At 65.5% G+C, this 23,641-nt stretch carries 34 protein-coding genes; 7 read left to right on the top strand and 27 right to left on the bottom strand.

Translation table 11 applies throughout. From position 1 onward, the window contains the following. From V2L18_RS04425 to V2L18_RS04345, 17 genes are all read right to left on the bottom strand, one after another. The gene (locus V2L18_RS04425) at positions 1-375 is read right to left on the bottom strand and encodes a RidA family protein (protein ID WP_336176601.1); all 375 of its coding nucleotides are present in this window, start codon (positions 373-375) and stop codon (positions 1-3) included. Positions 376-647: 272 nt separating this feature from the next. Continuing rightward, positions 648-1,076, bottom strand: a complete 429-nt coding sequence (locus V2L18_RS04420; protein ID WP_336176600.1) for a group II truncated hemoglobin — start codon at positions 1,074-1,076, stop codon at positions 648-650. A gap of 94 nt (positions 1,077-1,170) precedes the next feature. After that, positions 1,171-1,383 carry a hypothetical protein gene (locus V2L18_RS04415; protein WP_336176599.1) on the bottom strand — a complete coding sequence of 71 codons (213 nt, stop codon included), beginning with the start codon at positions 1,381-1,383 and terminating at the stop codon, positions 1,171-1,173. A gap of 268 nt (positions 1,384-1,651) precedes the next feature. Continuing rightward, on the bottom strand, positions 1,652-1,960 hold the full coding sequence (locus V2L18_RS04410; protein WP_336176598.1) for a 2Fe-2S iron-sulfur cluster-binding protein: 309 nt from the start codon (positions 1,958-1,960) through the stop codon (positions 1,652-1,654). Between the two features lie 27 nt (positions 1,961-1,987). Further along, positions 1,988-3,100, bottom strand: coding sequence for a DegT/DnrJ/EryC1/StrS family aminotransferase (locus tag V2L18_RS04405; RefSeq protein WP_336177003.1), 1,113 nt, complete (start codon positions 3,098-3,100; stop codon positions 1,988-1,990). Between the two features lie 89 nt (positions 3,101-3,189). After that, positions 3,190-3,459 (bottom strand): hypothetical protein, encoded by a 270-nt coding sequence (locus V2L18_RS04400; protein ID WP_336176597.1) that lies wholly within the window; start codon positions 3,457-3,459, stop codon positions 3,190-3,192. Between the two features lie 18 nt (positions 3,460-3,477). Then, a complete protein-coding gene (locus V2L18_RS04395) occupies positions 3,478-3,837 on the bottom strand; it encodes a hypothetical protein (protein ID WP_336176596.1) in 360 nt (119 codons plus the stop codon). 53 nt (positions 3,838-3,890) lie between these two features. After that, positions 3,891-4,166, bottom strand: coding sequence for a nitrogen fixation protein NifZ (locus V2L18_RS04390; RefSeq protein WP_336176595.1), 276 nt, complete (start codon positions 4,164-4,166; stop codon positions 3,891-3,893). Further along, positions 4,163-4,489 (bottom strand): nitrogen fixation protein NifZ, encoded by a 327-nt coding sequence (locus tag V2L18_RS04385; protein ID WP_336176594.1) that lies wholly within the window; start codon positions 4,487-4,489, stop codon positions 4,163-4,165. Before V2L18_RS04385 ends, V2L18_RS04390 begins: the two co-directional genes overlap by 4 nt. Beyond that, positions 4,486-5,265 carry a 4Fe4S-binding leucine-rich repeat protein gene (locus V2L18_RS04380; protein ID WP_336176593.1) on the bottom strand — a complete coding sequence of 260 codons (780 nt, stop codon included), beginning with the start codon at positions 5,263-5,265 and terminating at the stop codon, positions 4,486-4,488. Before V2L18_RS04380 ends, V2L18_RS04385 begins: the two co-directional genes overlap by 4 nt. Beyond that, the gene (locus tag V2L18_RS04375; protein ID WP_336177002.1) at positions 5,258-5,776 is read right to left on the bottom strand and encodes a hypothetical protein; all 519 of its coding nucleotides are present in this window, start codon (positions 5,774-5,776) and stop codon (positions 5,258-5,260) included. The genes V2L18_RS04380 and V2L18_RS04375 overlap by 8 nt, the downstream gene beginning before the upstream one ends. A gap of 282 nt (positions 5,777-6,058) precedes the next feature. Next, positions 6,059-6,364 (bottom strand): iron-sulfur cluster assembly accessory protein, encoded by a 306-nt coding sequence (locus V2L18_RS04370; RefSeq protein WP_336176592.1) that lies wholly within the window; start codon positions 6,362-6,364, stop codon positions 6,059-6,061. A 10-nt stretch (positions 6,365-6,374) separates the two neighbouring features. Then, complete coding sequence (locus tag V2L18_RS04365) at positions 6,375-6,599, bottom strand: YfhL family 4Fe-4S dicluster ferredoxin (RefSeq protein ID WP_336176591.1); 225 nt, start codon at positions 6,597-6,599, stop codon at positions 6,375-6,377. Between the two features lie 45 nt (positions 6,600-6,644). Continuing rightward, a complete protein-coding gene (gene nifB, locus V2L18_RS04360) occupies positions 6,645-8,207 on the bottom strand; it encodes a nitrogenase cofactor biosynthesis protein NifB (protein WP_336176590.1) in 1,563 nt (520 codons plus the stop codon). 422 nt (positions 8,208-8,629) lie between these two features. Then, a complete protein-coding gene (locus V2L18_RS04355; RefSeq protein ID WP_336176589.1) occupies positions 8,630-9,502 on the bottom strand; it encodes an SIR2 family protein in 873 nt (290 codons plus the stop codon). Between the two features lie 60 nt (positions 9,503-9,562). Next, positions 9,563-9,778: a putative nitrogen fixation protein NifT gene (nifT, locus tag V2L18_RS04350; protein WP_336176588.1), complete on the bottom strand. Its 216-nt coding sequence runs from the start codon at positions 9,776-9,778 to the stop codon at positions 9,563-9,565. 31 nt (positions 9,779-9,809) lie between these two features. Further along, on the bottom strand, positions 9,810-10,004 hold the full coding sequence (locus V2L18_RS04345; RefSeq protein WP_336176587.1) for a ferredoxin: 195 nt from the start codon (positions 10,002-10,004) through the stop codon (positions 9,810-9,812). 614 nt (positions 10,005-10,618) lie between these two features. Here V2L18_RS04345 and V2L18_RS04340 point away from each other — a divergent pair. The 5 genes from V2L18_RS04340 (at position 10,619) to nifA (ending at position 16,102) form a co-directional block, all read left to right on the top strand. After that, positions 10,619-11,497 (top strand): electron transfer flavoprotein subunit beta/FixA family protein, encoded by an 879-nt coding sequence (locus tag V2L18_RS04340; protein ID WP_336176586.1) that lies wholly within the window; start codon positions 10,619-10,621, stop codon positions 11,495-11,497. After that, a complete protein-coding gene (locus V2L18_RS04335) occupies positions 11,490-12,593 on the top strand; it encodes an electron transfer flavoprotein subunit alpha/FixB family protein (protein ID WP_336176585.1) in 1,104 nt (367 codons plus the stop codon). Before V2L18_RS04340 ends, V2L18_RS04335 begins: the two co-directional genes overlap by 8 nt. Positions 12,594-12,617: 24 nt before the next feature. Next, positions 12,618-13,922: an FAD-dependent monooxygenase gene (locus tag V2L18_RS04330; protein WP_336176584.1), complete on the top strand. Its 1,305-nt coding sequence runs from the start codon at positions 12,618-12,620 to the stop codon at positions 13,920-13,922. Continuing rightward, positions 13,919-14,224, top strand: coding sequence for a ferredoxin family protein (locus V2L18_RS04325; RefSeq protein WP_336176583.1), 306 nt, complete (start codon positions 13,919-13,921; stop codon positions 14,222-14,224). The genes V2L18_RS04330 and V2L18_RS04325 overlap by 4 nt, the downstream gene beginning before the upstream one ends. A 114-nt stretch (positions 14,225-14,338) precedes the next feature. Then, positions 14,339-16,102: a nif-specific transcriptional activator NifA gene (gene nifA, locus V2L18_RS04320; RefSeq protein ID WP_336176582.1), complete on the top strand. Its 1,764-nt coding sequence runs from the start codon at positions 14,339-14,341 to the stop codon at positions 16,100-16,102. A gap of 588 nt (positions 16,103-16,690) precedes the next feature. Here nifA and nifW read toward each other — a convergent pair. From nifW to V2L18_RS04295, 5 genes are all read right to left on the bottom strand, one after another. After that, positions 16,691-17,044: a nitrogenase stabilizing/protective protein NifW gene (gene nifW, locus V2L18_RS04315; protein WP_336176581.1), complete on the bottom strand. Its 354-nt coding sequence runs from the start codon at positions 17,042-17,044 to the stop codon at positions 16,691-16,693. A 56-nt stretch (positions 17,045-17,100) separates the two neighbouring features. Continuing rightward, a complete protein-coding gene (gene cysE, locus V2L18_RS04310; RefSeq protein ID WP_336177000.1) occupies positions 17,101-17,865 on the bottom strand; it encodes a serine O-acetyltransferase in 765 nt (254 codons plus the stop codon). An 83-nt stretch (positions 17,866-17,948) separates the two neighbouring features. Continuing rightward, positions 17,949-19,175: a cysteine desulfurase NifS gene (gene nifS, locus V2L18_RS04305; RefSeq protein ID WP_336176580.1), complete on the bottom strand. Its 1,227-nt coding sequence runs from the start codon at positions 19,173-19,175 to the stop codon at positions 17,949-17,951. Positions 19,176-19,279: 104 nt separating this feature from the next. Continuing rightward, positions 19,280-19,591, bottom strand: coding sequence for a NifU family protein (locus V2L18_RS04300; RefSeq protein WP_336176579.1), 312 nt, complete (start codon positions 19,589-19,591; stop codon positions 19,280-19,282). 28 nt (positions 19,592-19,619) lie between these two features. After that, positions 19,620-19,940, bottom strand: coding sequence for an iron-sulfur cluster assembly accessory protein (locus V2L18_RS04295; protein WP_336176578.1), 321 nt, complete (start codon positions 19,938-19,940; stop codon positions 19,620-19,622). 352 nt (positions 19,941-20,292) lie between these two features. Between V2L18_RS04295 and V2L18_RS04290 the strand changes: the two genes are divergently transcribed. Next, positions 20,293-20,883 carry a hypothetical protein gene (locus V2L18_RS04290; protein ID WP_336176577.1) on the top strand — a complete coding sequence of 197 codons (591 nt, stop codon included), beginning with the start codon at positions 20,293-20,295 and terminating at the stop codon, positions 20,881-20,883. Between the two features lie 40 nt (positions 20,884-20,923). Continuing rightward, positions 20,924-21,238 carry a hypothetical protein gene (locus V2L18_RS04285; protein ID WP_336176576.1) on the top strand — a complete coding sequence of 105 codons (315 nt, stop codon included), beginning with the start codon at positions 20,924-20,926 and terminating at the stop codon, positions 21,236-21,238. A 176-nt stretch (positions 21,239-21,414) separates the two neighbouring features. On the opposite strand, the gene V2L18_RS04280 is transcribed toward V2L18_RS04285, so the two are convergent. From V2L18_RS04280 to nifX, 5 genes are all read right to left on the bottom strand, one after another. After that, on the bottom strand, positions 21,415-22,047 hold the full coding sequence (locus V2L18_RS04280) for a nitrogen fixation protein NifQ (RefSeq protein WP_336176575.1): 633 nt from the start codon (positions 22,045-22,047) through the stop codon (positions 21,415-21,417). 134 nt (positions 22,048-22,181) lie between these two features. Continuing rightward, a complete protein-coding gene (fdxB, locus tag V2L18_RS04275) occupies positions 22,182-22,487 on the bottom strand; it encodes a ferredoxin III, nif-specific (RefSeq protein ID WP_336176574.1) in 306 nt (101 codons plus the stop codon). 62 nt (positions 22,488-22,549) lie between these two features. Further along, on the bottom strand, positions 22,550-22,747 hold the full coding sequence (locus tag V2L18_RS04270) for a CCE_0567 family metalloprotein (RefSeq protein WP_336176573.1): 198 nt from the start codon (positions 22,745-22,747) through the stop codon (positions 22,550-22,552). Positions 22,748-22,757: 10 nt separating this feature from the next. Then, positions 22,758-23,228 (bottom strand): NifX-associated nitrogen fixation protein, encoded by a 471-nt coding sequence (locus V2L18_RS04265; RefSeq protein WP_336176572.1) that lies wholly within the window; start codon positions 23,226-23,228, stop codon positions 22,758-22,760. Then, on the bottom strand, positions 23,221-23,640 hold the full coding sequence (nifX, locus tag V2L18_RS04260; RefSeq protein WP_336176571.1) for a nitrogen fixation protein NifX: 420 nt from the start codon (positions 23,638-23,640) through the stop codon (positions 23,221-23,223). The genes V2L18_RS04265 and nifX overlap by 8 nt, the downstream gene beginning before the upstream one ends. Between the last annotated feature and the right edge of the window lies 1 nt (position 23,641).

Genomic DNA, 23,641 nt, shown 5'->3' with positions numbered 1-23,641 from the left:
TCAGACCTCGAAGACCGCTTCGATTTCGACCAGCGCCCCCTTCGGCAGGGCGGCGACCTGGTAGCAGGCGCGGGCCGGATAGGGCGCGGAGAAGAATGTCGCGTATTCCTCGTTCACTGCCGCGAAGGCGCCGAGATCGGTGAGCAGAACCGTCGTCTTCACGCAGCGCGTCATATCCGTGCCGGCGGCAGCGGCAATGGCGGCGATGTTCTTCAGGCTCTGGCGTGCTTGTTCGACGGCGCCGCCCGGCGCGAACGCGCCGGTGGCCGGATCGATCGGCAGTTGCCCGGATACGAACAGGAAATTGCCGGCGCGGATGGCCTGGCTGTAGGGCCCGACGGCGGCGGGGGCGCTGGACGTATCGACAGGGAGCATTGCGAAACCTTTCTTACACCTCTGGTATTCGGTCCGCCTCTCGCCCGCGCTCCCGGTTTTTGTTCGAGTGCGGACCGGCGTGATGGGTAATGTAACCACCAGCCCGCGCACAAACTTCACATTTTTCTTGGATTTTTAATGCAATATCGGGTCATATGATCCGATATTGGAAAACTTTCGATGCCTTTGACACAGAATTCGGCGCAGACCGGAGCGCAGCCCCCGCCGCCGGGCGCGATCGCCGCTTGCGCGCCTTTCGTGGTCGGGATGCGTCAGGGGTGCCGGTGGCGGTCGTCGTGCGGATTGCCGGGAAGGTTTCGCATCCAGTCGGCAAGGCTCGCCATCTTGTCGTAGAGGACGTCGCGGGCGTGCCGGTCGGCAACCGCTTCTTCCAGTGCGCCGCGCATGCACAGGAGCCACGCATCGCGTTCAGCCTCGCCGATGGGAATGCCGAGATGGCGCTGGTGCAGGCGCGGGTGGCCCTTTTCGGGCGAATAGAGACGCGGACCGCCCGTCCATTCCGACAGGTAGCGCTTCAGGATGTCCCGCGTCGCGGCGAGATCGTCCGCATGCATCGCGCGGATGCCGCGCGCCTCCTCCAGCGTGTCCATGCGCCGGTAGAAGCTGTCCACGAGGCGATCGACGGCGTCCGCGCCGCCGATCCGCTCGAATATGGTCTCTTCCCGTTCGATGACGTCCATCTCCAGCTCCCTGAGCTTCGGGTATCAAGGCGGCTCGCGCGCGCGTCAAGCCCCCTGCCCGCGCACGGCCCGGGCCCTGGTTATCCGTGGACGCTCACGAGGCGTTGGCGGTCTGCTTGAGCCCGGCGAGTTCGGAGCCAGGCACCGTGAAGGCACCGCGCCCGCCTGCATAGGCGCGGTAATGCTGGGGCACGGTCAGGCTCAGCCAGTTGAACCATTGCTGAGGCGTCAACGTCTCCGGCCTCTCGCCGATATCCGTGACCGTGCCATTGTTTGCGAACCGCACGTGAATGACCTTGGTCTCCATGGTGATTTTCCCTCCGTTTCACCGATGGTCCTCAATTTCTCCCGCCCGACGTTTCCGGGGTCGCCGGAAACAGCCGCTTGTTCCCCTCTCCCCCCTTGTGGGGGAGATGCCCCGTGAGGGGCAGAGGGGGGTGAGGCGGCAGGTTCGGAGCAAGCGGCTTTACCCCCCTCTGTCACGCATGCGCGTGACATCTCCCCCTTGCGGGGGAGAGGGGTGCAAGGATCGGCGTCACGACACGACCGCCGATCCGGGCATGCTCCGCGCCGTTCTAGAAGCCCGACGAGAAGCCGAGCAGTTCCACCTTGATGTCCTCGGTGCCGAGTACTTTCGCCTGGCAGGCGAGACGCGACTTCGATCCGACGCCGACCAGCATGTCGAGGCGTTCGTTCTCCTCGCGCGCGATGCGCGACAGGCCCTTGCGGCCCTCCTGCACGAAGACGTGACAGGACCCGCAGGAGGCTTTGGCGCCGCACTTGTGCGGGAAGGTCTCATCGACCGACAGGATCGCCTCAAGGATCGACATGCCTTCCGGCGCTTCCACGGTCTTGCCAGACGGCATGAAGGTGATCATCGACATGTATGCAGTCTCCCGTTTCACGAATGTTCAGTAGATCGCGGCCCCCGCCCCGACGTTGATGGAGGCGTCCTTCATGGTCTCCACCAGGAAGGCGATCTGATCCTCGACGAGGTGGGCGTGGAAGGGCAGCGCGATGGCGCGGTCGGCGACCTTTTCGGTGACGAAGAAGTCGCCCCGCCGGTAGCCGAGATCGTGGTAGGCGCGCTGAAGGTGCAGCGGCGTGGAATAGGCGGCAGCCTCCACCTGCTCCTGCGCCAGATCGTCGACGATGGCGTTGCGGGCGGAGCGGGAGAAGCGGGTGCCCAGATGCACCACGTAGAGGAACCAGTGGACCTCGGTGACATCGGGCGCGATGTAGGGCGGCTTGATGCCCTCGAAGGTTTCCACGTAGGCGTGGTAGTAGTCGCGCACGCGAATGCGGCTCGCCAGGATCTCGTCGAGGCGCTTCAGCTGAGACAGGCCGAGCGCCGCCGTCATATCGCTCATCGGCGCCTGGAAGGGTGCGGTGGCGGTGACGACGACGGAGCCGCGCTCGCCCGGCCGGCGCGCCAGCCGGCGGCGGATGGCGACGGCGAGATCGACGTCGTCGGTCACCACCATGCCGCCCTCGCCGCAGGTGATCGCCATCGGCTGGGCGAAATCGAAGATCGAACAATCGCCGAATGTACCGACGGGCGCGCCTTTGTAGGTGGAGCCGATGGCCTCGGTGGAATCCTCGATGAGCGGAATGTTGTGGCGCTTGGCGATCTCGCTAAGCTCGCTCCACGCGGCCGGGTGGCCGTTGGTGTTGCCGGCGACGATGGCACGGGTGCGCTCCGTGATGCGCTCCTCGACCTTGGCGGGCGCGAGCGTGCCGGACCAGTAGTCGATATCGGCGAAGACCGGTCTCGCGCCGGAAACCAGGATCGCGTGCGCCGTCTCGCGCCAGGAGAACGGCGAGGCGATGACCTCCGCGCCGTCGCCGATCTCAAGCGCCTGAAGGGCGAGCAGCAGGCCGAAGGTGCCGCTCGGCACGGCGACGGCATACTTGCGCCCGAGGCGGGCGGCGAAGGCCTTCTCGAAGGCATCGACCGTCTCGCCGCAGGATATGCGCGAGGAGCGCAGCACCGCGTCCACCGCCTCCAGATCGGCGAGCGTCATGTCGGGATCGGAGAGCGGGATGAAGTCCTCCGCCGGATTTTCCGGCGAGGCTTCCGGGTCATCTGCCAGCAGGTCTGCGCGGGCGTCGCTCATGCCGGGTTCCTCCGCTTCGCCAGGATGATGCCGTTGGCCGCGCCGGGCTCGGTGACGATGCGCGGGCAGTGATCGGTGGTGTCCAGAAGATGGAGGTCGAACAGCGCTACCGAGCGGTAGGGCTCCTCGTCGACATCGGCCGCGTCGCACCGGGTCCAGCTGAGGGCGGGGAATTTTTCGCGAAGAGCGGCGAACGTCGTGCTGTCGCTTTGCGATGCCGCCAGTTCCTGCCCGATCGTTTCCAGATCCGTCTCGCTGAGTGCCATCGTGTGTTCCCTTGTCGCCTATTGCCAGAAGACCCGCTCGGGATCGGAATTGATCTCGCCGATCATCTCCACGAGGCGGGGATGGACGCCGGCGAGTTCCCAGGTGCCGCGCTCGTGATCGCGGGCGAAGAGCTGCCACACGCCACTCACTCCGTCGAAAAGCATCAGCGCCACGTCGATGATCCCGCCTTGCGCGTCGATGTTGCGCGAGCAGCAGGGCGACTGGATGAGATAGCCGCCATCGACGCCCGAGACGCGCGGCGTCACGTAGCGGTACCGGACACGCGCCTCCAGCCCGCGCCGGATGCGGACGAGGTCGAACTCGTTCGGATGGCTCGGCGCCCGTGGCCGGGGCGTCTCAGCGACGGCTGCCTGCATGACGTTTGCTCCTTCCTCCGCTCCTGTTCCCGTTTCGGTTCGGATGTGACCGTTCAGGCCGGTGCGATCTCTTCCTCCAGGCACCCGACGACGCGGGTCTCGGAGAATTCGACCATGTAGACCGGCGTATTGCTTTCCGTGTGCATGCCGACCTGGACGATCTCGCCCTCCGTGCCGCCATCGACCAGCAGCGCGTTCTCCGGCATGTCGGGATAGGAGCCGTCGTTGACGAGATCGACGGCGGCGGTGACGCGCTGGCCGCGATCGAACTTCGGCAGGCGCGGCTCGCGGGGCAGGGCCGACAGGGGTGGTTTCGTGATCTCGCTCATGAGCGGTCCTCCGGCACGGTTTCGACGAGCTCCTCGTCGTCGTCCTCGAAGACGTCGACGGGATCGAGTTCCTTGCGCTTCATGCCGACGCGGTTGCCGCTTTCGATGAATTCGACGCCGTAGATGTAGAATTGCTGGAGGAAGGTGCCGATGGAGACGACGTAGCCCTCCTCGCCCTTCTTCACCAGGATCTCGCCGATATCCTTGCCGGCATAGGTCCCGTCGTTGCGAACCATGCGCCGCGCGCGGACCTTTTCGCCGTATTCGAAGACGGGGGGACCGGCGAGTTCCACCACGTCGCTATCGCGGACGACGTTGCTCATGTCGAACACTCCGAGAGGAAAGGGGAAGCGGCGGAGGGGCCAAGCCGTTCGCGGGCGGCGGCGCGGACCAGATCGTCGGGGTCATCGGCAAGAGACGCGATCCGAGACGCGGGGGCGCGGCGGGCGACCTCGTGGCGGATGCGCCAATCGTCATCACCCGCCATGCGGGCGAGAAGCTCCGGCGGCAGGCGTTCGGCGACGGCAAGGCGCACGATGGGTTCGGGATCGTCCATCATGCCGGAGAGCCAGTTCTCGGGAATGCGACCGGCGACGAGGCGACGCACCTCCGCGTCCGGATCCCGCATCATCGGCGAAAGCCGCTCGGGCGTGAGGCGCCACGCCACGGTGAGGCGGACGTAGTAGTCGGCATCGTGGATCATCGGCGCGAGATCGACGTCCTCCAGCCGGGTCGCGATGCGGATGCGGACCTCGCGGTGGGGATCGGTGCGAAGGGTGAGAATGGAGCGCACCGGCAGGCGGCGGGCGGCGTTCCAGCGTACGGTCTCGTCCTCGTCGCAAAGGAGCGGCGGCAGGCGGAAGATGTCCGCAAAGCGCGCGGCGATGGCCCGGACCTCGAAATGGGGATGGGCGAGGTTGTCGTTGGCGAATTCCGGGTTCCACTCGAAGAAGCGGTCGATGCGGCGCGCATAGCGGTCCTGGACGCAGGCGCGGCGGATCTCGCACCGGCCTTCGCGGTTGAGGGCGAGGTAGTCGCAGCCCTCGCAGGCAACCGCGTTGCCGCGCCAGTCGATGGCTTCCTTGTGGGGGTCAGTCATCGTCATCATCGACCCCCACACGGTTTGCCACGTCGAGCAACACGCGGGCGCCGATCCGGTCGTCGGGATCGAGTTCGAGAAGCTTGTCAATCGCCTCGCGGCCAGCATTGAGCTGGCCGAGGCGCATGCTCAGGTAGGCGTAGCCCTTGAGCGTGAGGAGGAAAAAGCGCGGCAGGATCTCCTCGTAGCGGCCGAAAGCGGCATCGGCCGAGGTCACCTGCCGCCAGTCTTCCGGGAAACCGTTGTCGCGACACGCCTTCACGAGGCAGAGCTCGGCGATATCGAGCGCGTCGGGAAGGCGACGCTTGTAGAAATAGTAGCGGTAGAGGCCGATGAGCACGGCGGCGTGGTCGGGTGCGATGAGGAGCGCCTGAGCGAGATGCGCCTCGGCCTTCGGCTCGTCATGCCAGCAAAGGCCGGCTTGGGTGAGGTGATGCTCGGCGGCGGCCGGCAGGCCATGGCCGAGGATGGTATCGGTCAGCAGGGCGCCAGATATAAGGGCGTCGGGCATGAGGGCGTCGGGCGTCACAGCCGATGCGCCTGCATCATTGCGAACTGCCGCCGTCGCCGTCTTCATCTTTGTCCTCTCCTTCGCCCGATGTCGTTTTCCGTGAACTGGCGCCTTGTTCCCCTCTCCCCCCTTATGGGGGAGATGTCGGCGTCAGCCGACAGAAGCGGGGTGGAGCCGCTTGCTCCGAACCTGCCGCCTTGCCCCCCTTTGTCACCCTGCGGGTGACATCTCCCCCGCAAGGGGGGAGAGGGGTGCCAGACGTTGGCTCTCAGGCCCTCCCCCTCACGAACAGCCACAGCTCGACTTCGCGTTCATGAAGACGAGCCCGGTGGAGGCCGCGGTGTCGTTGAAATCGATGGTGACGCCGTCGAGCAGGATGCGGCTCTCGGCCGGCAGGAAGAGCTTCACGCCGCTCTGCTCCACCACCGCGTCGCCGGGCTCGGGCGTGTCCGTCACCGTGATTTCGGACGAAAGCCCGGAGCAGCCGCCGGGGGTGACGGCGAGGCGGAAGCCGCTTTCGGGGCCGCCATCGGCCATCACCATCATGCGCATGAAGCGCGCCGCGCTGCGTGTGATCTCGAATGCCATGAAATTCTCCTCAGGATGCCTGCCTGTAGCGGGGATGCGCGGGGTCGAGGACGCAGGTGTCATCGACCGGGCAGACCGCCACGCATTGCGGGCTGTCGAAATGGCCGATGCATTCGGTGCACTTGGCCGGGTCGATGACGAAGGTGCCGCCGCCTTCCGAGATCGCCTCGTTGGGGCACTCCGCTTCGCAGGCCGTGCAATTGGTGCATTGGGACGCGACGATCTTGTAGGCCATGGGTCACACTCCGAAGATTGCTGCCTGAAGCCGTCCCGGCCGCCTTCAGGCGACCGAGATCAGCGCGCCTTGACGGATCTCCGCGTCGCCATGGACGACGTGCACGATCTCGCCGGAAGCGACCTTGCCGAGATAATCCCTGAACCAGGCGATGGCCGACTTCTCGATGTATTCGTGGGCGTAGGCGTCGACCGGATCGATGCCTTGCGCCTTCAGGTCCGCCTTCGGACAGCCGCCGATCTTGGCGACGAACACCGCGTGGCAGTCGTTGATGGCGCGGATGACGGTTTCCAGCGCATCCTCGTCGCCGAAGCCGCCCTGGCAGTAGAGATCGACGCGGCGGTGGCCGACGAACTTGGCGCCCGCCGTCGACAGCTCGTAGATCTGGAATTCCTTGGCGTGGCCGAAGTGCTCGTTGATGAGGCCCGACCCCTTGGTGGCGACCGCGACCAGGACCTTGATGTCGCTCGTCTGACCGGCGAGCGTCTCAAGCTCTTCCTGACGCGCGGCAACCTTGGCCTGACGCTCCTCCTCCACCTTGGCCTGATAGGCCTGGCGGGTGGAAAGGTCGTAATCGACCTCCATTTCCATGATCTTGTCCGTAGTGAACTCGGCCGAGCGGTCCTCGCCGAGCAGCCCGACCGCATCGGCGCGGCACTGGCGGCAGTGGCGCATCATGTTCATCTCGCCCTCGCAATTGTCCTGCAGGGCCTTCAGTTCCTGCGCGGACGGTCCGCGCTGGCCGTTGAGGCCGAAGACCGTGCCGTGCTCGGGCGCGGAGATGAGCGGCATGATGTTGTGCAGGAAGGCACCGCGGGATTTGACCGCCTTGTTCACCTCGACAAGGTGATGGTCGTTGATGCCGGGGATCATGACCGAGTTGATCTTGCACAGGATGCCGCGCTCGGTGAGCATTTCGAGCCCCTGGAGCTGACGCTCCGACAGGATCTTCGCGGCTTCAACGCCGGTGTAGCGCTTGTGCTTGTAGAAGATCCACGGATAGATCTGCGCGCCCACCTCCGGGTCCACCATGTTGATGGTGATCGTGACGTGATCGACATTGTATTTGGCGATCTCGTCGATGTGGTCGGGCAGCGTCAGGCCGTTCGTCGACAGGCAGAGCTTGATGTCCGGCGCGGTCTGGGAGATCAGCTCGAAGGTCTTGAAGGTCTTCGCCGGATTGGCCAGCGGATCGCCGGGGCCGGCGATGCCGAGCACGGTCATCTGCGGGATGGTGGAGGCGACCGCGACGACCTTCTTCGCCGCCTGTTCCGGCGTCAGGCGTTCCGACACCACGCCCGGACGGGACTCGTTGGCGCAATCGTACTTGCGGTTGCAGTAGTTGCACTGGATGTTGCAGGCGGGCGCGACGGCGACGTGCATGCGGGCGTAGTGGTGGTGCGCCTCCTCGGAATAGCAGGGATGGTTCTTCACCTTCTCCCAGATTTCCGGCGGCATGTCGCCCTGCCCGGCGGACGAGCCGCAACTCGGCTTGGAATTTCCGCCAGAGGTGCCGCAGCCCTTGTGCTCCGCCATCTGCTGCATGACCGCGTCCATATCGACGGTGCTCTCGACATGGGTGGCTTCGTGCTCGACCGGTGTATCCATCGTCCGTCCCTCACTGTTCGCCATCGGCGTTCATCGGAGTTGTAACCGTTCTAAAAGAGGTTCAGCAAAGCCCGTGCCAGAGCGGATGCATTGGATATTCGTGTTGCTTTTCAATTGACTGGGCTTGACGTGTCGGATTGTCTCCTTGCCGACATCTGTCACCTTGCAAACATCGAATGTTGGGTTTGGCGCGATGGCGACGGGGAAGATCGTCAGATGTTGGCCGCGTCATTCCCGAGTGTCCGGCCCGAGTGTCCGGCCCGAGTGTCCGGCGCGGAAAAGGTATCGGGCCGGGCTCCCCCACTCTCCCCGTCATTGCCGGCTCCGACCGGCAATGACGGGGAGAGGGTCTTGGGGACTGACCCGGGACACACGGCCCGACCGGAGCCGCGCCGTGGAGAGAGGGACAGTTGCCCGGTCCGTCAGGCCGTCTCCATCAGCATGTCGCACACCTCGTCGAGCGGCGCGGAGACGGGGGTGATGCCTTCGGCGACGAGGAAGCGGACCTCGTTGCGGGTGAGCGAGGCGGCCGGGTCGACGACCGCGACGTGCGGGCCGGACGAGCGCTTGATGATCTGGCGGGCGTAGGTGCGCAGGAGCTGGTCGTGGAAGCGGCAACCGAGGAACAGGAAGCCCCGGTCGGTGCGCAGATCCCTGACGATGTCGGGGATCGGCGTCTGGATGTCGATCTCGGTCAGGACCTCGACATAGTCGGCATCGGAAATCAGGAAGTTCTTCGCCGGCGTGATGCCGCCATGCGGCTTGTAGAGGATGGTCTTCCACCCCGCCGCCGCATCGCGGGCCGTTTCCTCGCCCGCCGCATCGTAGAAGCGGAACCACCGGTCCTCGCCGATGCCGGCGCGCGTGATGCCCTGGATCTCGCCCCAGTCCTCGCGCGCCTCCAGCGCCGTGCGCATGGCGCCGTCGTACCAGCCGTCGACGATGAGCGGCAGGTCGAGCGCGGCGAAGAGGCGATGGAGCGGCGCGGGCAGGGCCGGCGTCGCGAAGGCTTCCGCCATCAGCGCGGTGACGGTGGCGCGGTGGCGCGTGCTCTCGATGTACTGGGCGGCGGCCCAGGCGTTGCCGCGCGCACGCGCCGGAAGCGCCACCTTCGACTGGAAGAACGCGGCGAGCGCCTCCGGGGTGGTCGGAATTTCGGGATTGTCGCGGCTCAGAAGCTCGGGGCCGAGATAGGGAACGATACGCCCGCCGGCGAGCCCTTCGCAAAGAGAGGCCAGCGTCTGCCGCGCATCGGCGAAATCCAGTTCGCTGGCGTCCGCCAGAAGTGCACCCATGTCCCGTCTCTCCTGTAGCTGGCTTGTCCCGCTGGCCGCCTCAGGCCATTTCCGCGCGCCTCAGACCGTTTCGGGCCGCTTGCGCGCCTCCACCGTGATGGGAAGGCGCGTGTCCTCGGCCATTTCGGGAAGCTCCAGCACCCAGCCGTTGGCGATGCGGATCCAGCCGCCCCACAACGTCTCGCGCTCCATCTCCACGACAGGTTCCTCAAGATCCTTCTTGGGCACGTAGACGGAAAGGCCGACCTCCGGGGAGCGGCGGATCATGATCTTCATGGCAAGCGGCTCCTGGTGCTTGAGGGAATGCTCACGCGGGGACGCAGGTGCCCGGCACCGGGCAGACCTCATCGCATTTCGGAGCATCGAAGATCCCCTCGCACTCGGTACACTTCTTCGGATCGATCACGTAGGTGTCGCCCTTCATCGAAATGGCGGCATTGGGACACTCGAACTCGCACATGCTGCAGACGGTGCACTGCGAGACAACGATCTTGTAGGCCATGACTTCGCTCCTGAGTTCCTGCCTTGGCGCAAGCCGGACTTTTCCGGCGACGACGCAGCCCCGGGGCTGCTCTCGAGGAGAGGGGGGAGCAAGGGGCGTGCCATGGGGAAAACAGAGCGTACGGAAGGTGAGATCTGGTGGTTAATTACTTCATGAAATCATTATGTTACGCGAATTTTGCGGAAAGCCTACCTCTCGGGCAATTGCCGCAGAAAGCAGGCCCGGGAGGCCGACGGCAATGTCGGACTTCAAACATTGTCTGTCGCAAAGAGTAAGAGGATGTGGAGCGGCTACGCCTGAAACTGTCGAACAATACAGTTGCCGGGTCGGAGCCCGGGAGGATGGGGGAGTTCAGGGGGACAATTGGGCTACCCATTGGAGGAGCGCCACCGGGGCGTATCGACACGCCACTCCTCCTGCCCCTTGTGGCCAAGCGTCCCGCCCGCACTTTGTCGACAAGCCGACAGCGACGTTGTTTTTCGTCTGACACGGATGTCGGGTCGCATTCGGGAAAACGGCACAATTCCGCCCTTCCCGCATCTGGCACGGGACTTGCCGAAGGATAACCGAAAGCCGCGATTTTCCGTTTGGCTCCAAAGGGCAGGTGAGATCCGATGCACATTGTCGTTTGTGTGAAACAGGTTCCCGACAGCGCCCAGATCCGTGTGCATCCGGTGACCAACACCATCATGCGCCAGGGCGTGCCGACGATCATCAACCCCTATGACCTCTTCGCGCTGGAGGAGGCGTTGCGGTTGCGCGACAGACATGGCGGCGAGGTCACGGTTCTCACCATGGGCCCGCCCATGGCCGAGGACAGCCTGCGCAAGGCCCTGACCTTCGGCGCCGACCGTGCGGTGCTCCTGACCGATCGCTTCTTTGCCGGCTCCGATACGCTGGCAACCTCCTTCGCGCTCGCCTCGGCACTGAAGAAGATCGGCGAGGAATTCGGCGAGCCGACCATCGTCTTCACCGGCAAGCAGACCATCGACGGCGATACCGCCCAGGTCGGCCCCGGCATCGCCAAGCGGCTGAAGCTCAACCAGCTCACCTACATCTCGCGCATCAGCGAGCTCGATCCGGAAACCGGCTCCATCACGGTGGAACGGCGCGCGGAAGGCGGGCTGCAGGTGCTCTCCACAAGGCTGCCGGCGCTGATCACCATGCTGGAGGGCTCCAACGAGATGCGCCGAGGCACGCTGGAGGACGCGTTGCGCGCCGCGAGGGCCGAAATCGTCACCTGGAGCGCGGCGGACGCCGGCATCGAGGATCTCACCAGATGCGGCCTGCGCGGCTCGCCGACCATCGTGAAGAAGATCTTCTCGCCGCAGCCGCGCTCGGAAAAGGCTGAGGCCATCGACACCACGGATCTTTCCCCCGACGAGATCGCGCGTTCCCTCATGGGCGCGCTGTTTGAGCGCAAGCCTGATCTCGAAACCGATTTGCTGCACTTCGCAGCCACCCAGTTCGATCAGGAGGTCGGTCATGGCTGAGGCTCCCAACAAGCCCGCTCCCGCAGCCGGAGCCGGACGCGGCGGCACCAAGAAAGAGCTGCCGGAACACTTCAAGGCCTACAAGCACGTCTGGGTCGCCGTCGAGGTCGAGCATGGCGTCGTCCATCCCGTTTCGTTCGAGCTGCTCGGCGAGGGTCGCAAGCTCGCCGACAAGCGCGGCGTGGAACTTGCCGGCGTCGTCATGGGCGGCTCCGATGAGGCGATCGCGGAGGCGGTCCAGGCCACCTTCGAGAATGGCGCGGATGTCGTCTACACCGTCGTCGATCCGGTTCTGACGCACTATCGCAACGAGCCCTACACCAAGGCGCTGACCGATCTCGTCAACACCTACCAGCCGGAAATCCTGCTGCTGGGTGCGACGAACCTCGGTCGCGATCTCGCAGGTTCGGTGGCGACCACGTTGCTCACCGGCCTCACCGCCGACTGCACCGAGCTTGCCATCGACGACGAAGGCTCGCTCGCCGCGACCCGCCCGACCTTCGGCGGCTCGCTCTTGTGCACCATCTTCACGCTGAACTTCCGCCCGCAGATGGCGACGGTCCGTCCGCGCGTCATGTCCGCGCCGGAAATACAGCCGGGCCGCACCGGCCGCGTCGTTTCCCACCCGCTGGGGCTCGCCGAGGACGACGTCATCACCAAGGTGCTGAAATTCGTCGCCGACCGCGACACCGACAAGGCGCAGTTGCCATACGCCGACATCGTCGTCGCCGGCGGACTGGGCCTGCGTTCCGCCGAAAACTTCCAGCTGGTGAAGAACCTCGCCGCGGTGCTCGGCGCCGAATATGGCGGCTCGCGTCCGCTGGTCCAGAAAGGCTGGATCCCGTCCGACCGCCAGATCGGCCAGACCGGCAAGACCATCCGGCCACGGCTCTACATCGCCGCCGGCATCTCCGGCGCCATACAGCATCGCGTGGGCGTGGAAGGTTCCGACCTGATCGTCGCCATCAACACGGATCCCAATGCGCCGATCATGGATTTCGCCCACCTCGCGGTCATCGGTGACGCGGTGCAACTGCTGCCGGCGCTGACGGAAGCGTTCCGCAAGCATCTTTCGGTCAATCGGATGGCCGGTTGACGGGGCAGGCTCAAGGAGGCTCACATGAGTGACGTCCATTTCGATGCGATCGTTGTCGGCGCCGGACCTTCGGGCAACGCCGCCGCCTACACCATGGCCAAGCAGGGCCTGAACGTCCTGCAACTGGAGCGCGGCGAATATCCCGGCTCCAAGAATGTCCAGGGCGCGATCCTCTACGCGAAGTCGCTGGAGGAGATCATCCCCGATTTCCGCGATGACGCGCCGCTGGAGCGCCACGTCATCGAGCAGCGCATGTGGACCATGGGCGATGCCTCGCATGTCGGCATGCATTACCGCTCCGACGACTTCAACGAGGAAAAGCCGAACCGCTACACCATCATCCGCGCGCAGTTCGACAAGTGGTTCTCCCGCAAGGTGCGCGAGGCAGGTGCCACGCTCCTGTGCGAGACGACGGTGACCGAGCTTCTGCGCGATGCCAGCGGCAAGGTCACCGGCGTGCGCACCGACCGCAACGCCGGCAAGGTCTTCGCCGATGTCGTGGTCTTGGCCGAAGGCGTCAACGGCCTCGTCGGCCAGCGCTCCGGCCTGCGGCCGGAAGTGGCGCCGGAGAATGTCGCGCTGGCGGTGAAGGAAATGCACTTCCTGCCGCGCGAGGTGATCGAGGCCCGCTTCAACCTCAAGGGCGACGAGGGCGTCGTCATCGAGGCGATGGGCACCATCACCGACGGCATGACCGGAACGGGCTTCCTCTATACCAACCAGGAATCCATCTCCGTCGGCATCGGCTGCATCGTGTCGGACTTCGCCGAAAGCGAGACGACCCCTTACGGTCTTCTGGAAGCCTTCAAGAACCACCCGAGCATCAAGCCGCTTCTGGAAGGTTCCGAGTGCAAGGAATACGCCTCCCACCTCATCCCCGAGGGCGGCTACAACGCCATTCCGGAGCTTTACGGCGACGGCTGGCTGGTCGTCGGCGACGCCGGCCAGTTCGTCAACGCCGTCCATCGCGAAGGCTCCAACATGGCGATGACCACGGGCCGCATCGCCGGCGAGACGATCGTCTGGCTCAACCGGCGCCGGGACGAGATGTCGAAGGCCAATCTCGCCGAATACCGCAAGCGGCTGGAAGAGACCTTCGTCATGAAGGACCTGAAGAAGTATCGGAAGATCCCGCACTTCCTGGAAGCCAACAAGCACGTCTTCACGCTCTATCCGAAGCTCTTCTCCGATGCCGCGCAGGCGTGGTTCCGGGTTGATGGCACGGACAAGTGGTCCAAGGAAAAGCAGATCGTCGGTTCGTTCCGCAGAAGCCGGAGCGTGCTCGGTCTGGTCGGTGATGCATTCAAACTCGCGAGGGCATGGCGATGAGCTACGTACCGCAGGACAAGGAAATGCGCGTCGAGGAGAAGCTCTACCAGAACCGTTATCTGGTCGATGCCGGCAGGCCCCACATCAAGGTGCTGCCGCACGAGACGCCCTCCAAGGCGCTTTTGTCGATGACCCATCTGTGCCCGGCCGGCTGCTACGAGTTGAACGAGCGCGGCCAGGTGGAGATCACCGCCGACGGCTGCATGGAATGCGGCACCTGCCGCATCGTGACCGCCAAGACCGGCGACATCGAATGGAACTACCCGCGCGGCGGCTTCGGCGTCCTCTACAAGTTCGGGTAGGCGCACGCGTCTTCGGGACCTGGCCGCGCAAGCCGGCGCAAAGCCGCAAGGCCAGGCCCCTGTTGCCCGAACGGGCCGTCTGGGGAGGCGCCTGTCGTCGGAAGTTTTGGTGCCATGGCCAATGATGTGAGACCGGAACCGCGCAAGGCCGTCAAGCAGGCCGGCCTTTTCACCACGCGCGCGGAAGTCGCCCTGCACGGCATGTACGAGATCTCCAAGGTTCTCGCGATCCCCGCGCGGCTGGAGACGACGCTGTCCAATGTCCTGACGCTGCTGGCGAACTTCCTGGAAATGTCGCATGGCCTGATCGCGCTTCTCGACGAGAACGGCGAGCCGGGCATCGTCGTCGGCTCCGGCTGGAGCGAGAGCAGCGCCAAACGGCATTTCGAATTGCTGCCCCAGCTCGCCATCGGCCAGATCGTGGCGACCCGCATGCCTGTGGTGGTGGAGAACGTCGCCCGCGATCCGCTCTTCGAGGACTGGCTCGCCGCCGAGCATCGCGCCCGGGGGCGATGCGTGTCCTTCATCGGCGTGCCGATCAAGGAGCGCGACAAGGTCGTCGGCACGCTTACCATCGACCGCATCTCCGATGGCCAGACCCGTTTCCGCTACGACGAGGATGTCCAGTTCCTGGCGATGATCGCCAATCTCGTCGGCCAGACGGTGCGCCTCCACGATGTCATCAACCGCGATCGCCGGCGTCTGATGGGCGAGCAGCGGCGGCTGGAAAAGGAACTGTCGGAAACCGCCGCGCCGACGCGCCAGCGCAAGGCGGGCAACGGCGCCTCCACGGTTGGCGGCGCCGGCGGCATCGTCGGCGAGAGCGACGCCATCCACGCGGTTCTGGAAAAGATCGAGGTCGTCGCCCGCTCCAATTCCACCGTTCTGCTGCGCGGCGAAAGCGGCACCGGCAAGGAACTGTTCGCCCGCGCCACACATGACCTGTCGGAGCGCAAGACGGGACCGTTCATCAAGGTCAATTGCGCGGCGTTGCCAGAGGCGGTGCTGGAATCTGAACTTTTCGGCCACGAGAAGGGCGCGTTCACCGGCGCCGTCACCCAGCGAAAGGGTCGCTTCGAACTGGCCCACGGCGGCACACTGTTTCTGGATGAAATCGGCGAGATCTCGCCGTCCTTTCAGGCCAAGCTGCTGCGCGTTCTGCAGGAGGGCGAGTTCGAGCGTGTCGGCGGCATGAAGACCATCAAGGTCGATGTCCGCCTCGTCGCCGCCACCAACAGGAATCTTGAGGAGGCGGTGGCGAAGGGCGAATTCCGCGCCGATCTCTACTACCGCATCAACGTCATCACCATCCTGCTGCCGGCCCTGCGCGAGCGGCGCGAGGACGTCTTCCCGCTCGCCAACGAGTTCCTCAAGCGCTTCAACCGCGAGCACGGCACGCATCTGGTCTTCACCGATTCCGCGCGCGGCGTGCTGGAGGGCTGCTTCTTTCCCGGCAACGTGCGCGAGCTTGAAAACTGCGTGCGCCGCACCGCGACACTGTCGCGCCAGGAAGCGATCGACGCGGAGGACTTCGCCTGCCGCAACGACGATTGTCTCTCCTCCACCTTGTGGAAGGGCGCGGTGGAAACGTCGACGCCCTTCAACATCGTCTCAAGGCCCGGCGCCGCGGCACTGTCGCCGCCCGTGCGTCCCGAGCCGCGCTCGTCTCCGCCGGGTGCGCCGACAGCCTGTCCCGAGGCAGACACCTGTTCCCTCGCCAATGGCGAGGAGGGGCGCATGAGCGAGCGCGAGCGACTTATCGATGCGATGGAGCGCGCCGGCTGGGTCCAGGCCAAGGCCGCCCGCATCCTCAACCTCACCCCCCGCCAGATCGGCTACGCGCTGAAAAAGCACAGGATCTCGATCAAGAAGTTCTGAGTGCAGGACGGCGCGGAGCGCCTGCGGCTGGCCATGTGCCTTCGGCGCGGACAGCCCGGAATGAGGGGATGCGTGGTTGGCGTGAAACTCAATCCGGACCTCCTCATTCCGGACAAGTGAGGCGCAAGCCGAACGCTGATCCGGGGATCAAGACCGGAGCACGGTCTCGCAGGCCTGGAATCCAAGGCCCTCCCGCCCGCACCCAGTCTGACACTTCCCCAACACACAGGGATCCATGCCGGGATGTATCCATGCGGAAGGAGGCTGAAATGACGAGCGCGAGCGCCATCGCACCGCACCGAAGGATCACGGCATGGATTGCCGGTCGCAGTCGGCATTGACGGTGAGAGATCGAGCCGAAAAACTCGCCGGCTCTTGCGTGTCGAGAGCAAGCTTCCACTTCCCCGGGATGGAGACGACAGACGCAAGGCTTACGTGCCGGAGGTCCATCCCGTCGATGCCGCAGAACCCCGCGAAGCCTAGAGCGTATCCCGATCAGATTGAACCAATCTGATCGGGATACGCTCTAAGTATTGATCTGGAGCGATTTCTTATCGTTCAGACGATTCCGTCTGAACGGAAAGCGCTCTAAGAAGCCCCGCCCGGCCCCGTAATCGAGGACAGCGCGACGAAGGGCCGGTTCGGTTCGGGCTTCGGGCGAGCGGCGTCCTGGTGGACCTTGAAGAGGCGTTCCTCGATGGGCGAAGAGGTGACGAAATCGTCGTAGGCCGTCTCCAGATGGGCGCGGCAGAGGTCGCGGATCTCATCGTCGGAAAGCTCGGCGAAGGCGCCCTCCTCCTCGCTGGTCGCAAGGTACTGGCCCATGCGGCGCAGGATGTGGAGGCGCGAGACGTGCACCACCGACGGCTCGAAGGGAACGCCGAGATAGGCGAAGAACTCCTCGGCGGCGGAAAGCTGCGCCAGATCGTCGAGAACGGGCATGGGAACCTCCTTCGAATTGACGGCCGGGAGCGCGGTCCGGGGCCTCAGCGAACCTCTCACCGGTCCGGCCGGGTGTCGTGCCGGATGGCTGCCTTCTCCGCCTTCAGCCGCCCTTGCAGGTGGTTGACGCGGGTCTCCAGGAATTCGATGCGGTCGATCAGCACGGTCAGAACATCGCCGACCGGGTCGGGGATGAGGTGGTGATCGAGGTCGATGCGGCCATCCGCACGCGTGGCGAAACCGCGCCGTTCGCGCCAGTCCTTGACCACCTTGCCGGGGATGCCGACAACCGTCATGCTGGGGGCGACGTCCTCGACCACGACCGAATTGGCGCCGATGCGGCAGCCGGCGCCCACCGTGACGGCGCCGAGGATCTTGGCGCCGGCGCCGACCAGCACGCCGTCTTCCAGCGTCGGGTGACGCTTGCCGGCCGACCAGCTGGTGCCGCCGAGCGTGACGCCATGATAGAGGGTGACGTCATCGCCGATCTCGGCCGTTTCGCCGATGACGACGCCCGCGCCGTGATCGATGAAGAAGCGGCGGCCGATGGTGGCGCCGGGATGAATGTCGACATTGGTGAGAAGGCGCGAGACCCATGACAGGAAGCGGGCGGAGAAGCGGAAGCCGCCGCGCCACAGCCGGCTGGAGAGCCGGTGCCAGATGACGGCGTGGACGCCGGGATAGGTGAGCACGATCTCGACCGCGTTGCGGGCGGCGGGATCGCGCGCCGCGACGCAAGATACGTCCTCGCGCACCTGAGACCAAAGCGAGGGCGACCACAGCGAGGCGCGCGCCGGCACGGATGCGTCAGCCGGGGGCATCCCGGCTTGCGAGAAGCTGACCCAGGCTTCGGCCTCCGCCGTCGGCCCGTGGATTTCCTCGCTTTCGGCAACGATCATGGCGGTCACTCCCCGGCCATAGCGACGAGGGCCTCGGCGGGCTCGGCCGGCCCGGCGCCTTGGCCGTGGCGGTCCTGCCAGAGCGGCGACATGGCGCGCAGGCGCAGGATGATCGGCGGAAGCGCATCAAGCACCCGGTCGATCTCGCCGGCGGTCGTGTCGCGCGAGAGCGAGAAGCGGATGGCGCCCTGAAGCGCACTGGCCGGCACATCCATGGCGCGCAGCACATGCGAAGGCTCCATGGAACCGGACGCGCACGCCGAACCGGACGATGCGGCGATGCCAGCCTGTTCGAGCTTCATGAGGATGGCCTCCGCATCGAGGCAATCGAAGGCGATGTCGCAGGTGTTGGGGAGCCGGTCCGCCTCGCCGCCCAGCACGAAGCATTGCCCAAGCCGCCGGACGATGCCGTGCTCGAAGCGGTCGCGAAGAGCGCGCACGCGGGTCTGTTCCTCGCCCAGCCGTTCGGCCGCGATCTCGGCCGCCTTGCCGAGGCCGACGATGCCCGGGACGTTCTCCGTGCCGGCACGGCGCCCGCGCTCCTGCCGGCCGCCGCGAAGGAGCGGGCGGAATTTCACGCCCTTTTTCACATAGAGCGCACCGATGCCCTTGGGCGCGTGCAGCTTGTGTCCCGACAGCGACAACATATCGATTTCGCTTGCCGAAAGATCGATCGCGACCTTGCCCACGGCCTGCACCGCATCTGTATGAAAGAGCGCGCCGGCCTCATGGGCGTAGCGGGCGAGATCCTCGACCGGATTGAGGACGCCGGTCTCGTTGTTCGCCCACATAACCGAGGCGAGCGCCGTCTGCGGCCCGAGCGCGGCGCGGTAGGCATCGATATCGAGCCGGCCGGACCCATCGACGCCGATGGTGACGAGTTCGACGTCGCGGGTCTGCGACAGCCAGGTGGCGCAGGCGAGGATGGCGGGATGCTCGACCGCGCTCGTGACGATGCGGTTGCGGCCGGGCTGGACGTCGAGCGCGGACCACAGCGCGGCGTTGTCGGCTTCCGTACCGCCGGAGGTGAACACAAGCTCGCTGTCGTGGGCCGCCCCCAGCAGCGCCTGAAGCTGGCGCCGTGCCGTGCGCACGGCTCCGGCGACCTCGCTGCCGAAGGCATGGCTTGAGGAGGCGTTGCCGAACTGGCCGGTGAAGAAGGGCAGCATCGCCTCCACCACCGCCTCATCGGTGCGGGTGGTGGCGTTGTTGTCGAGATAGACCGGGATCATCTCATGCTCCTTCATTTGCGCTGCGCGGGCTGGCATTTGCGCCGCGCGGGCTGGCCTATGCGCTGCGCGGGTTCGCCTTTGCGCCGCGCCGCGCGTTGGCCTCCTCAGGCGGGAACACCGCCCATGACGGGGACGAGGCGGACGAACTCGCCCAGCTCCTCCACCATGCGGGACTGGATGCCCTCCAGCGTCATCGAGGCGAGCTTGCACATGACACAGGCCCCGGAAAGCCGCACGAGAACGCGCTTTCCCTCCACCTTGACGAGGACGCAGTCGCCGCCATCGCGCTGGAGATTGGGGCGGACCTCGTCGAGGACGCGGTTGATGACGGCAAGGCGTTCCGCCTCGCGCCCGTCGGAGGCGTCGTGCGGCGCCTCGGACGTCATTTGCGAAATCTGGACCAACGGGCTCTGCATGGGCGTGGGCTCCTGAAGGGTTTTCGGCTCAGCCGAAGGACTTGCCGCACGAGCAGCTGGACGTGGCGTTGGGATTGTCGAAGGTGAAACCGGAGCCTTCCAGCGCGACGACGAAATCGATCGTCGTGCCGGCGAGAAGCTCGTGGGACGTGGTGTCGACGAAGACCTTCACCCCGTCGCGTTCGATGACGGTGTCTTGCGGATCGGCCTCGTTGACGAGACCCATCATGTATTTGTAGCCGGCGCAACCGCCGGTCTCGACCATGATGCGCAAGCCGCCGACGGGCTCCTTGGCACCGGCGATTGCGGTACGAACCGCGTCGAGCGCGCTGTCAGTCAGATTGATCATCGCTGCCTTCCCATCGCTGTCAAAGGGTCATCGCTTTCCGTGGGTCTTTCCCTGGACCAGATCCAGCAAGCCGCGTGCCACAGCGGGAAACGGCGAAATCCCGCCATTTGCCGGCACACGCGGGCTGTTGGCTTTGCGACGCTTGTCGGGTTTGCGACAGGCGCGTCAGGCGGCACGGCGCGGCTCCGTCGGGCCGGATGAGGGCGACACGGCGATGCTTTTCGGCAGGTTTCCGGCGCTTTTTCCGGCCGCGTGTACCCAGCGGACGATGGCACCGGCAAACCGGCAAACCCTTTGCATAAGGCGTGATGCGCCGCGCGGGACGCGGGCTTTTTCTGGTTAGGACCCGTCAATGACAACGATCGAGCAAACACCTCTGGCCCGGCTGGAAAGCGAAGGCCGCCTTTTCAACGCGGTGCTGAAGGGCCCGACGACCAAGGACGGCCGCTTCGGCTTTCGCGGCGACATCGCGCTCAAGTTCCAGGAGCAGGTGGCCGACGAGAAACGGCCGCCGGATTTCTCCATCGAGCAGGTCCTCACCTTCGCGGAGGCAAGCAGCGCGAAGCTGCCGGTGCTGGTCGGCTACCTGCACTCGTTCGAGTACCTGAAGCCGGCGGTGGAGGTACTGGCGGACATGCTGGATCCGCAGGGCACGTACCTGTTCTTCTGCAACAACATCGACCTGCGCGCCCAGTACAAGGTGACCTTCGGGGACATCACCTTCTACGTTCTGCCGTGCGATGAATCGACGGTGTGGAAGGAGACGCTGGAGCTGATGGGCATCGATAAGAACGACATCAAGAAACTCAACACGGCCGGCAAGACCGATTTCGTGCTGGACGCGGTGAAGGGTTTTGCCAACGGCTACACCGAGATCAGCTACGAGAAGGGGCTTGAGATCATGGAGCCCGTTCGCAACCGCAACGAGAACCGGCCGGTCTAAGCGACCGGCCGTCCCCTTTGGCACCACGGGAGAGCGCGAGATGGCGACGCTGATCAAGACGACAGAGGACGGACGCAAGGTGGAGGTGCACGGGCTCGCCGTGTGCCTCGACGGCAAGCTGGAGGCCTTCGACCTGATCGAGGTGAAGCTTCACCCGAACCGTCCGGCGATCCTGAAGGCGATGCCGGAGGCGACCCACATGGCCGGCCGCGTCGCACTGACGCGGGCGGAGGCCGAACGGGTGGAGGCGGCGTTCGCGGAAACGGAACGGCAGATCCTCGCCAGCCCGAAGGCCATCAACGAACGCTTCCGACTGGCGATGAATCGCCGGGCGTGCATGGAGGGGATCGAGTAGGAGCGGGCGCGGGAGGCAGGCCGGGATGGAGCCGGGATGGGGCGGCGTCCCGCGCTCTGGCGTAGCGGCTTATCCTCAGGTCCCTCCTCCGTCATTGCCGACTCCGACCGGCAATGACGGGGGAGAGCGTGGCGCGAGGGACGCCGAAACGGAAGCCCCTGCCCGCGCGGCCCGTGTCACGTCGCCGCCGCAACCTCGGCGGCACGGGCGATCTGGGCGAGGCGGGACTCGCCCGTCTCCTCGCCGAAGCAATGTTCGAAGTCGTCGCAATCGGAGCAGACGGGGGCCGCGCAGAGCGTGAAACCGGCGGAGCCGCAGACGAGCCGGTAGAGGAACTTCTTCCACTTCATGTCGCCGCTGTTGCGCTTGCTGAGCGGTGCGAAATGGCGCTGCATCAGCTGCGAAAGCTCGCCGCGATTGCGAAGACCCAGATCCTGCCACAGATGATGCGGCGCCCGGCAACGGCGCGCGACCATGCCGGCGAAGGGCTTCTCCAACGGACCTTTGCCGCTGGAATACATCAGCATGATGTCGCGCACCGAGCGCTCCTCGGCTTCGATGACAGGTGCCGTGCCGGCGACAGCCTCGGTGATTTCATCGAGTGCGGCCGGAAACAGCGCCTGCGCGAGCGCGACGATCTCTTCGCCAGTGAGGCCCGCCCCGTCGGCGAGCGAGATGCCGCGCGCCGGGTCGGCTTCCATGAAGGCCATCGCCAGAATGGAGGCGGCGACGTGGACATCGAAGGCATCCGCCGACGCGCCAAGGGACGCACCGGTCAACCAGGCGTAGGCATCGTCCGCGTTCATCATGACAGTCGCCTCCTTCCGTAGAGCCGCGATACGCTGCCCGTCTCCACGCGCCGGGGGAACATGGGCCGGTGGTTGCCGGATCCCCGCCCGCGCGGGGATGACAGGTGCGAACCTTCAGCGAGAAGCCTCCCGGATCAGGCCGCCTCCAGCGCCTCGTGGGCGTGGGTCTGGCAATTGGTCGGGCAGACGCGGGCACACGCGCCGCAGCCGATGCAGGCGCCCGCGTCGTCCATCACCATGACCTTCTTCTCGATTTCCTCGTCCTCGTCGTCATCGAGCTCGACGATGTCACCGTCCTCGTTGAGGCCCTTCAGGGTCATGACCTGACGGCCACAGACCTTGAAGCAGCGGCCGCAGCCGATGCAGACCTCGCCGTTGATGGCGACGAGATAGTCCGGGTTCCAGTCCCGGCCGTCCCGGGTCAGATGCGCAGTCGTCATGGCTAGCTCCCGTTTTCGTATTCAGGGACTGGCTGCTCGCAGCCTCGCCCTGCCCTGCTGCCTCACGCCTCCAATTCCTTCAGTTCCGCGCGCTTCGTCTCAAGCGCCTCGTAGGTCGAATAGGTCTTCTCAGCGACCTCCATGATCGACTGCCAGTTGATCGGCAGGTCCTCGGCCAGGTCGTGCAGGTCCATCTTCAGCGCGGTGGCGCGCGAGGACAGTTTCTTCACTTCCGCCTTCAGGCTTTCCACGTCGCTCATCGTCTTCCCCTCAGTACTTCGCGACATCCGGAAAGCGCTCGATCATGTCGACGCCTTCCTTCACGTACTTGTCGCCTTCCGCCGCCAGCTTCTCCAGGCTGTCGAAGCCGTAGCGGTGAACGTCGCGCAGCTGCTTGTTGACGACGATCAGCCGGCCGCCGATCAGCACCATCCGGCCGAAGCCCTCGTGATGCATCTTGAACATCGGCGAGACCATCACGCGGGTGTGCTTTTCGATCAGCAGCGCCACCGCGTTGAAGAACAGTTCCATGCGCCAAACCGTGTCGGGATCGGGATCGCCGACGATGGGAAGCGCGCGGCGCTCCTCCTTCGTCAGGATGTAGGGCCGGATCAGATCGAGATCGGCCTTGTTCTCCCAGGTGCCGTGCGTGTCCTGGGCGCGCCAGACCTTGATCAGCTCCTTGATGAACGGCGCTTCCGCCGCCGGGGTCTCCCCGGATAGGACTGCCGCGTCAGCCATTGACCACTTCCTCCTCGTCGTCGAACTCGTCAAAGCTGCGTTCCTTGCCCTTGTTCATGACCTTGCGCAGCCACGGCGGCGGGTTGCCGGCGAGCACGGCCTGGAGCTTGTCGAGAAGCTCCTCGATCGGCTCGGGCTGGGTGACCTTCATGGGATGAATGCCGGTGGCCACCACCCGGGCGGCACCGGAGCCGCCGATCGCGGCGACATAGAGGATCGCGCAATCCCGGATCGCCTCGATCTTGGGGGCGAGCTTGTCCTCGTCGCCGTCCTCCTTCAGGTCGCCCTCGAACTCCACGGCCTCCAGAAAGCGGTGGCCTTCCGGTTCCAGATCGTAGATGGCGATGTGCTTGGCCCAGCCGAAATGGGCATCGACCCTCTTCAGGTCCTGCGTTGCGAATGCGACTTTCATT

Origin of the sequence: Breoghania sp. JC706 (assembly GCF_037026715.1) — a bacterium.
In the GTDB taxonomy this organism is placed as follows: Bacteria; Pseudomonadota; Alphaproteobacteria; order Rhizobiales; family Stappiaceae; genus Breoghania.
The sequence above is the reverse complement of the archived record's forward strand: the minus strand, read 5'-3'. Positions and strand labels throughout refer to the sequence as shown.

Coding starts and splice junctions, on each gene's coding strand:
- V2L18_RS04425 (WP_336176601.1), bottom strand. CDS start 375: ATGCTCCCTGTCGATACGTCCAGCGCCCCCGCCGCCGTCGGGCCCTAC.
- V2L18_RS04420 (WP_336176600.1), bottom strand. CDS start 1,076: ATGGACGTCATCGAACGGGAAGAGACCATATTCGAGCGGATCGGCGGC.
- V2L18_RS04415 (WP_336176599.1), bottom strand. CDS start 1,383: ATGGAGACCAAGGTCATTCACGTGCGGTTCGCAAACAATGGCACGGTC.
- V2L18_RS04410 (WP_336176598.1), bottom strand. CDS start 1,960: ATGTCGATGATCACCTTCATGCCGTCTGGCAAGACCGTGGAAGCGCCG.
- V2L18_RS04405 (WP_336177003.1), bottom strand. CDS start 3,100: ATGACGCTCGCCGATCTGGAGGCGGTGGACGCGGTGCTGCGCTCCTCG.
- V2L18_RS04400 (WP_336176597.1), bottom strand. CDS start 3,459: ATGGCACTCAGCGAGACGGATCTGGAAACGATCGGGCAGGAACTGGCG.
- V2L18_RS04395 (WP_336176596.1), bottom strand. CDS start 3,837: ATGCAGGCAGCCGTCGCTGAGACGCCCCGGCCACGGGCGCCGAGCCAT.
- V2L18_RS04390 (WP_336176595.1), bottom strand. CDS start 4,166: ATGAGCGAGATCACGAAACCACCCCTGTCGGCCCTGCCCCGCGAGCCG.
- V2L18_RS04385 (WP_336176594.1), bottom strand. CDS start 4,489: ATGAGCAACGTCGTCCGCGATAGCGACGTGGTGGAACTCGCCGGTCCC.
- V2L18_RS04380 (WP_336176593.1), bottom strand. CDS start 5,265: ATGACTGACCCCCACAAGGAAGCCATCGACTGGCGCGGCAACGCGGTT.
- V2L18_RS04375 (WP_336177002.1), bottom strand. CDS start 5,776: ATGCCCGACGCCCTTATATCTGGCGCCCTGCTGACCGATACCATCCTC.
- V2L18_RS04370 (WP_336176592.1), bottom strand. CDS start 6,364: ATGGCATTCGAGATCACACGCAGCGCGGCGCGCTTCATGCGCATGATG.
- V2L18_RS04365 (WP_336176591.1), bottom strand. CDS start 6,599: ATGGCCTACAAGATCGTCGCGTCCCAATGCACCAATTGCACGGCCTGC.
- nifB (WP_336176590.1), bottom strand. CDS start 8,207: ATGGATACACCGGTCGAGCACGAAGCCACCCATGTCGAGAGCACCGTC.
- V2L18_RS04355 (WP_336176589.1), bottom strand. CDS start 9,502: ATGGGTGCACTTCTGGCGGACGCCAGCGAACTGGATTTCGCCGATGCG.
- nifT (WP_336176588.1), bottom strand. CDS start 9,778: ATGAAGATCATGATCCGCCGCTCCCCGGAGGTCGGCCTTTCCGTCTAC.
- V2L18_RS04345 (WP_336176587.1), bottom strand. CDS start 10,004: ATGGCCTACAAGATCGTTGTCTCGCAGTGCACCGTCTGCAGCATGTGC.
- V2L18_RS04340 (WP_336176586.1), top strand. CDS start 10,619: ATGCACATTGTCGTTTGTGTGAAACAGGTTCCCGACAGCGCCCAGATC.
- V2L18_RS04335 (WP_336176585.1), top strand. CDS start 11,490: ATGGCTGAGGCTCCCAACAAGCCCGCTCCCGCAGCCGGAGCCGGACGC.
- V2L18_RS04330 (WP_336176584.1), top strand. CDS start 12,618: ATGAGTGACGTCCATTTCGATGCGATCGTTGTCGGCGCCGGACCTTCG.
- V2L18_RS04325 (WP_336176583.1), top strand. CDS start 13,919: ATGAGCTACGTACCGCAGGACAAGGAAATGCGCGTCGAGGAGAAGCTC.
- nifA (WP_336176582.1), top strand. CDS start 14,339: ATGGCCAATGATGTGAGACCGGAACCGCGCAAGGCCGTCAAGCAGGCC.
- nifW (WP_336176581.1), bottom strand. CDS start 17,044: ATGCCCGTTCTCGACGATCTGGCGCAGCTTTCCGCCGCCGAGGAGTTC.
- cysE (WP_336177000.1), bottom strand. CDS start 17,865: ATGCCCCCGGCTGACGCATCCGTGCCGGCGCGCGCCTCGCTGTGGTCG.
- nifS (WP_336176580.1), bottom strand. CDS start 19,175: ATGATCCCGGTCTATCTCGACAACAACGCCACCACCCGCACCGATGAG.
- V2L18_RS04300 (WP_336176579.1), bottom strand. CDS start 19,591: ATGCAGAGCCCGTTGGTCCAGATTTCGCAAATGACGTCCGAGGCGCCG.
- V2L18_RS04295 (WP_336176578.1), bottom strand. CDS start 19,940: ATGATCAATCTGACTGACAGCGCGCTCGACGCGGTTCGTACCGCAATC.
- V2L18_RS04290 (WP_336176577.1), top strand. CDS start 20,293: ATGACAACGATCGAGCAAACACCTCTGGCCCGGCTGGAAAGCGAAGGC.
- V2L18_RS04285 (WP_336176576.1), top strand. CDS start 20,924: ATGGCGACGCTGATCAAGACGACAGAGGACGGACGCAAGGTGGAGGTG.
- V2L18_RS04280 (WP_336176575.1), bottom strand. CDS start 22,047: ATGATGAACGCGGACGATGCCTACGCCTGGTTGACCGGTGCGTCCCTT.
- fdxB (WP_336176574.1), bottom strand. CDS start 22,487: ATGACGACTGCGCATCTGACCCGGGACGGCCGGGACTGGAACCCGGAC.
- V2L18_RS04270 (WP_336176573.1), bottom strand. CDS start 22,747: ATGAGCGACGTGGAAAGCCTGAAGGCGGAAGTGAAGAAACTGTCCTCG.
- V2L18_RS04265 (WP_336176572.1), bottom strand. CDS start 23,228: ATGGCTGACGCGGCAGTCCTATCCGGGGAGACCCCGGCGGCGGAAGCG.
- nifX (WP_336176571.1), bottom strand. CDS start 23,640: ATGAAAGTCGCATTCGCAACGCAGGACCTGAAGAGGGTCGATGCCCAT.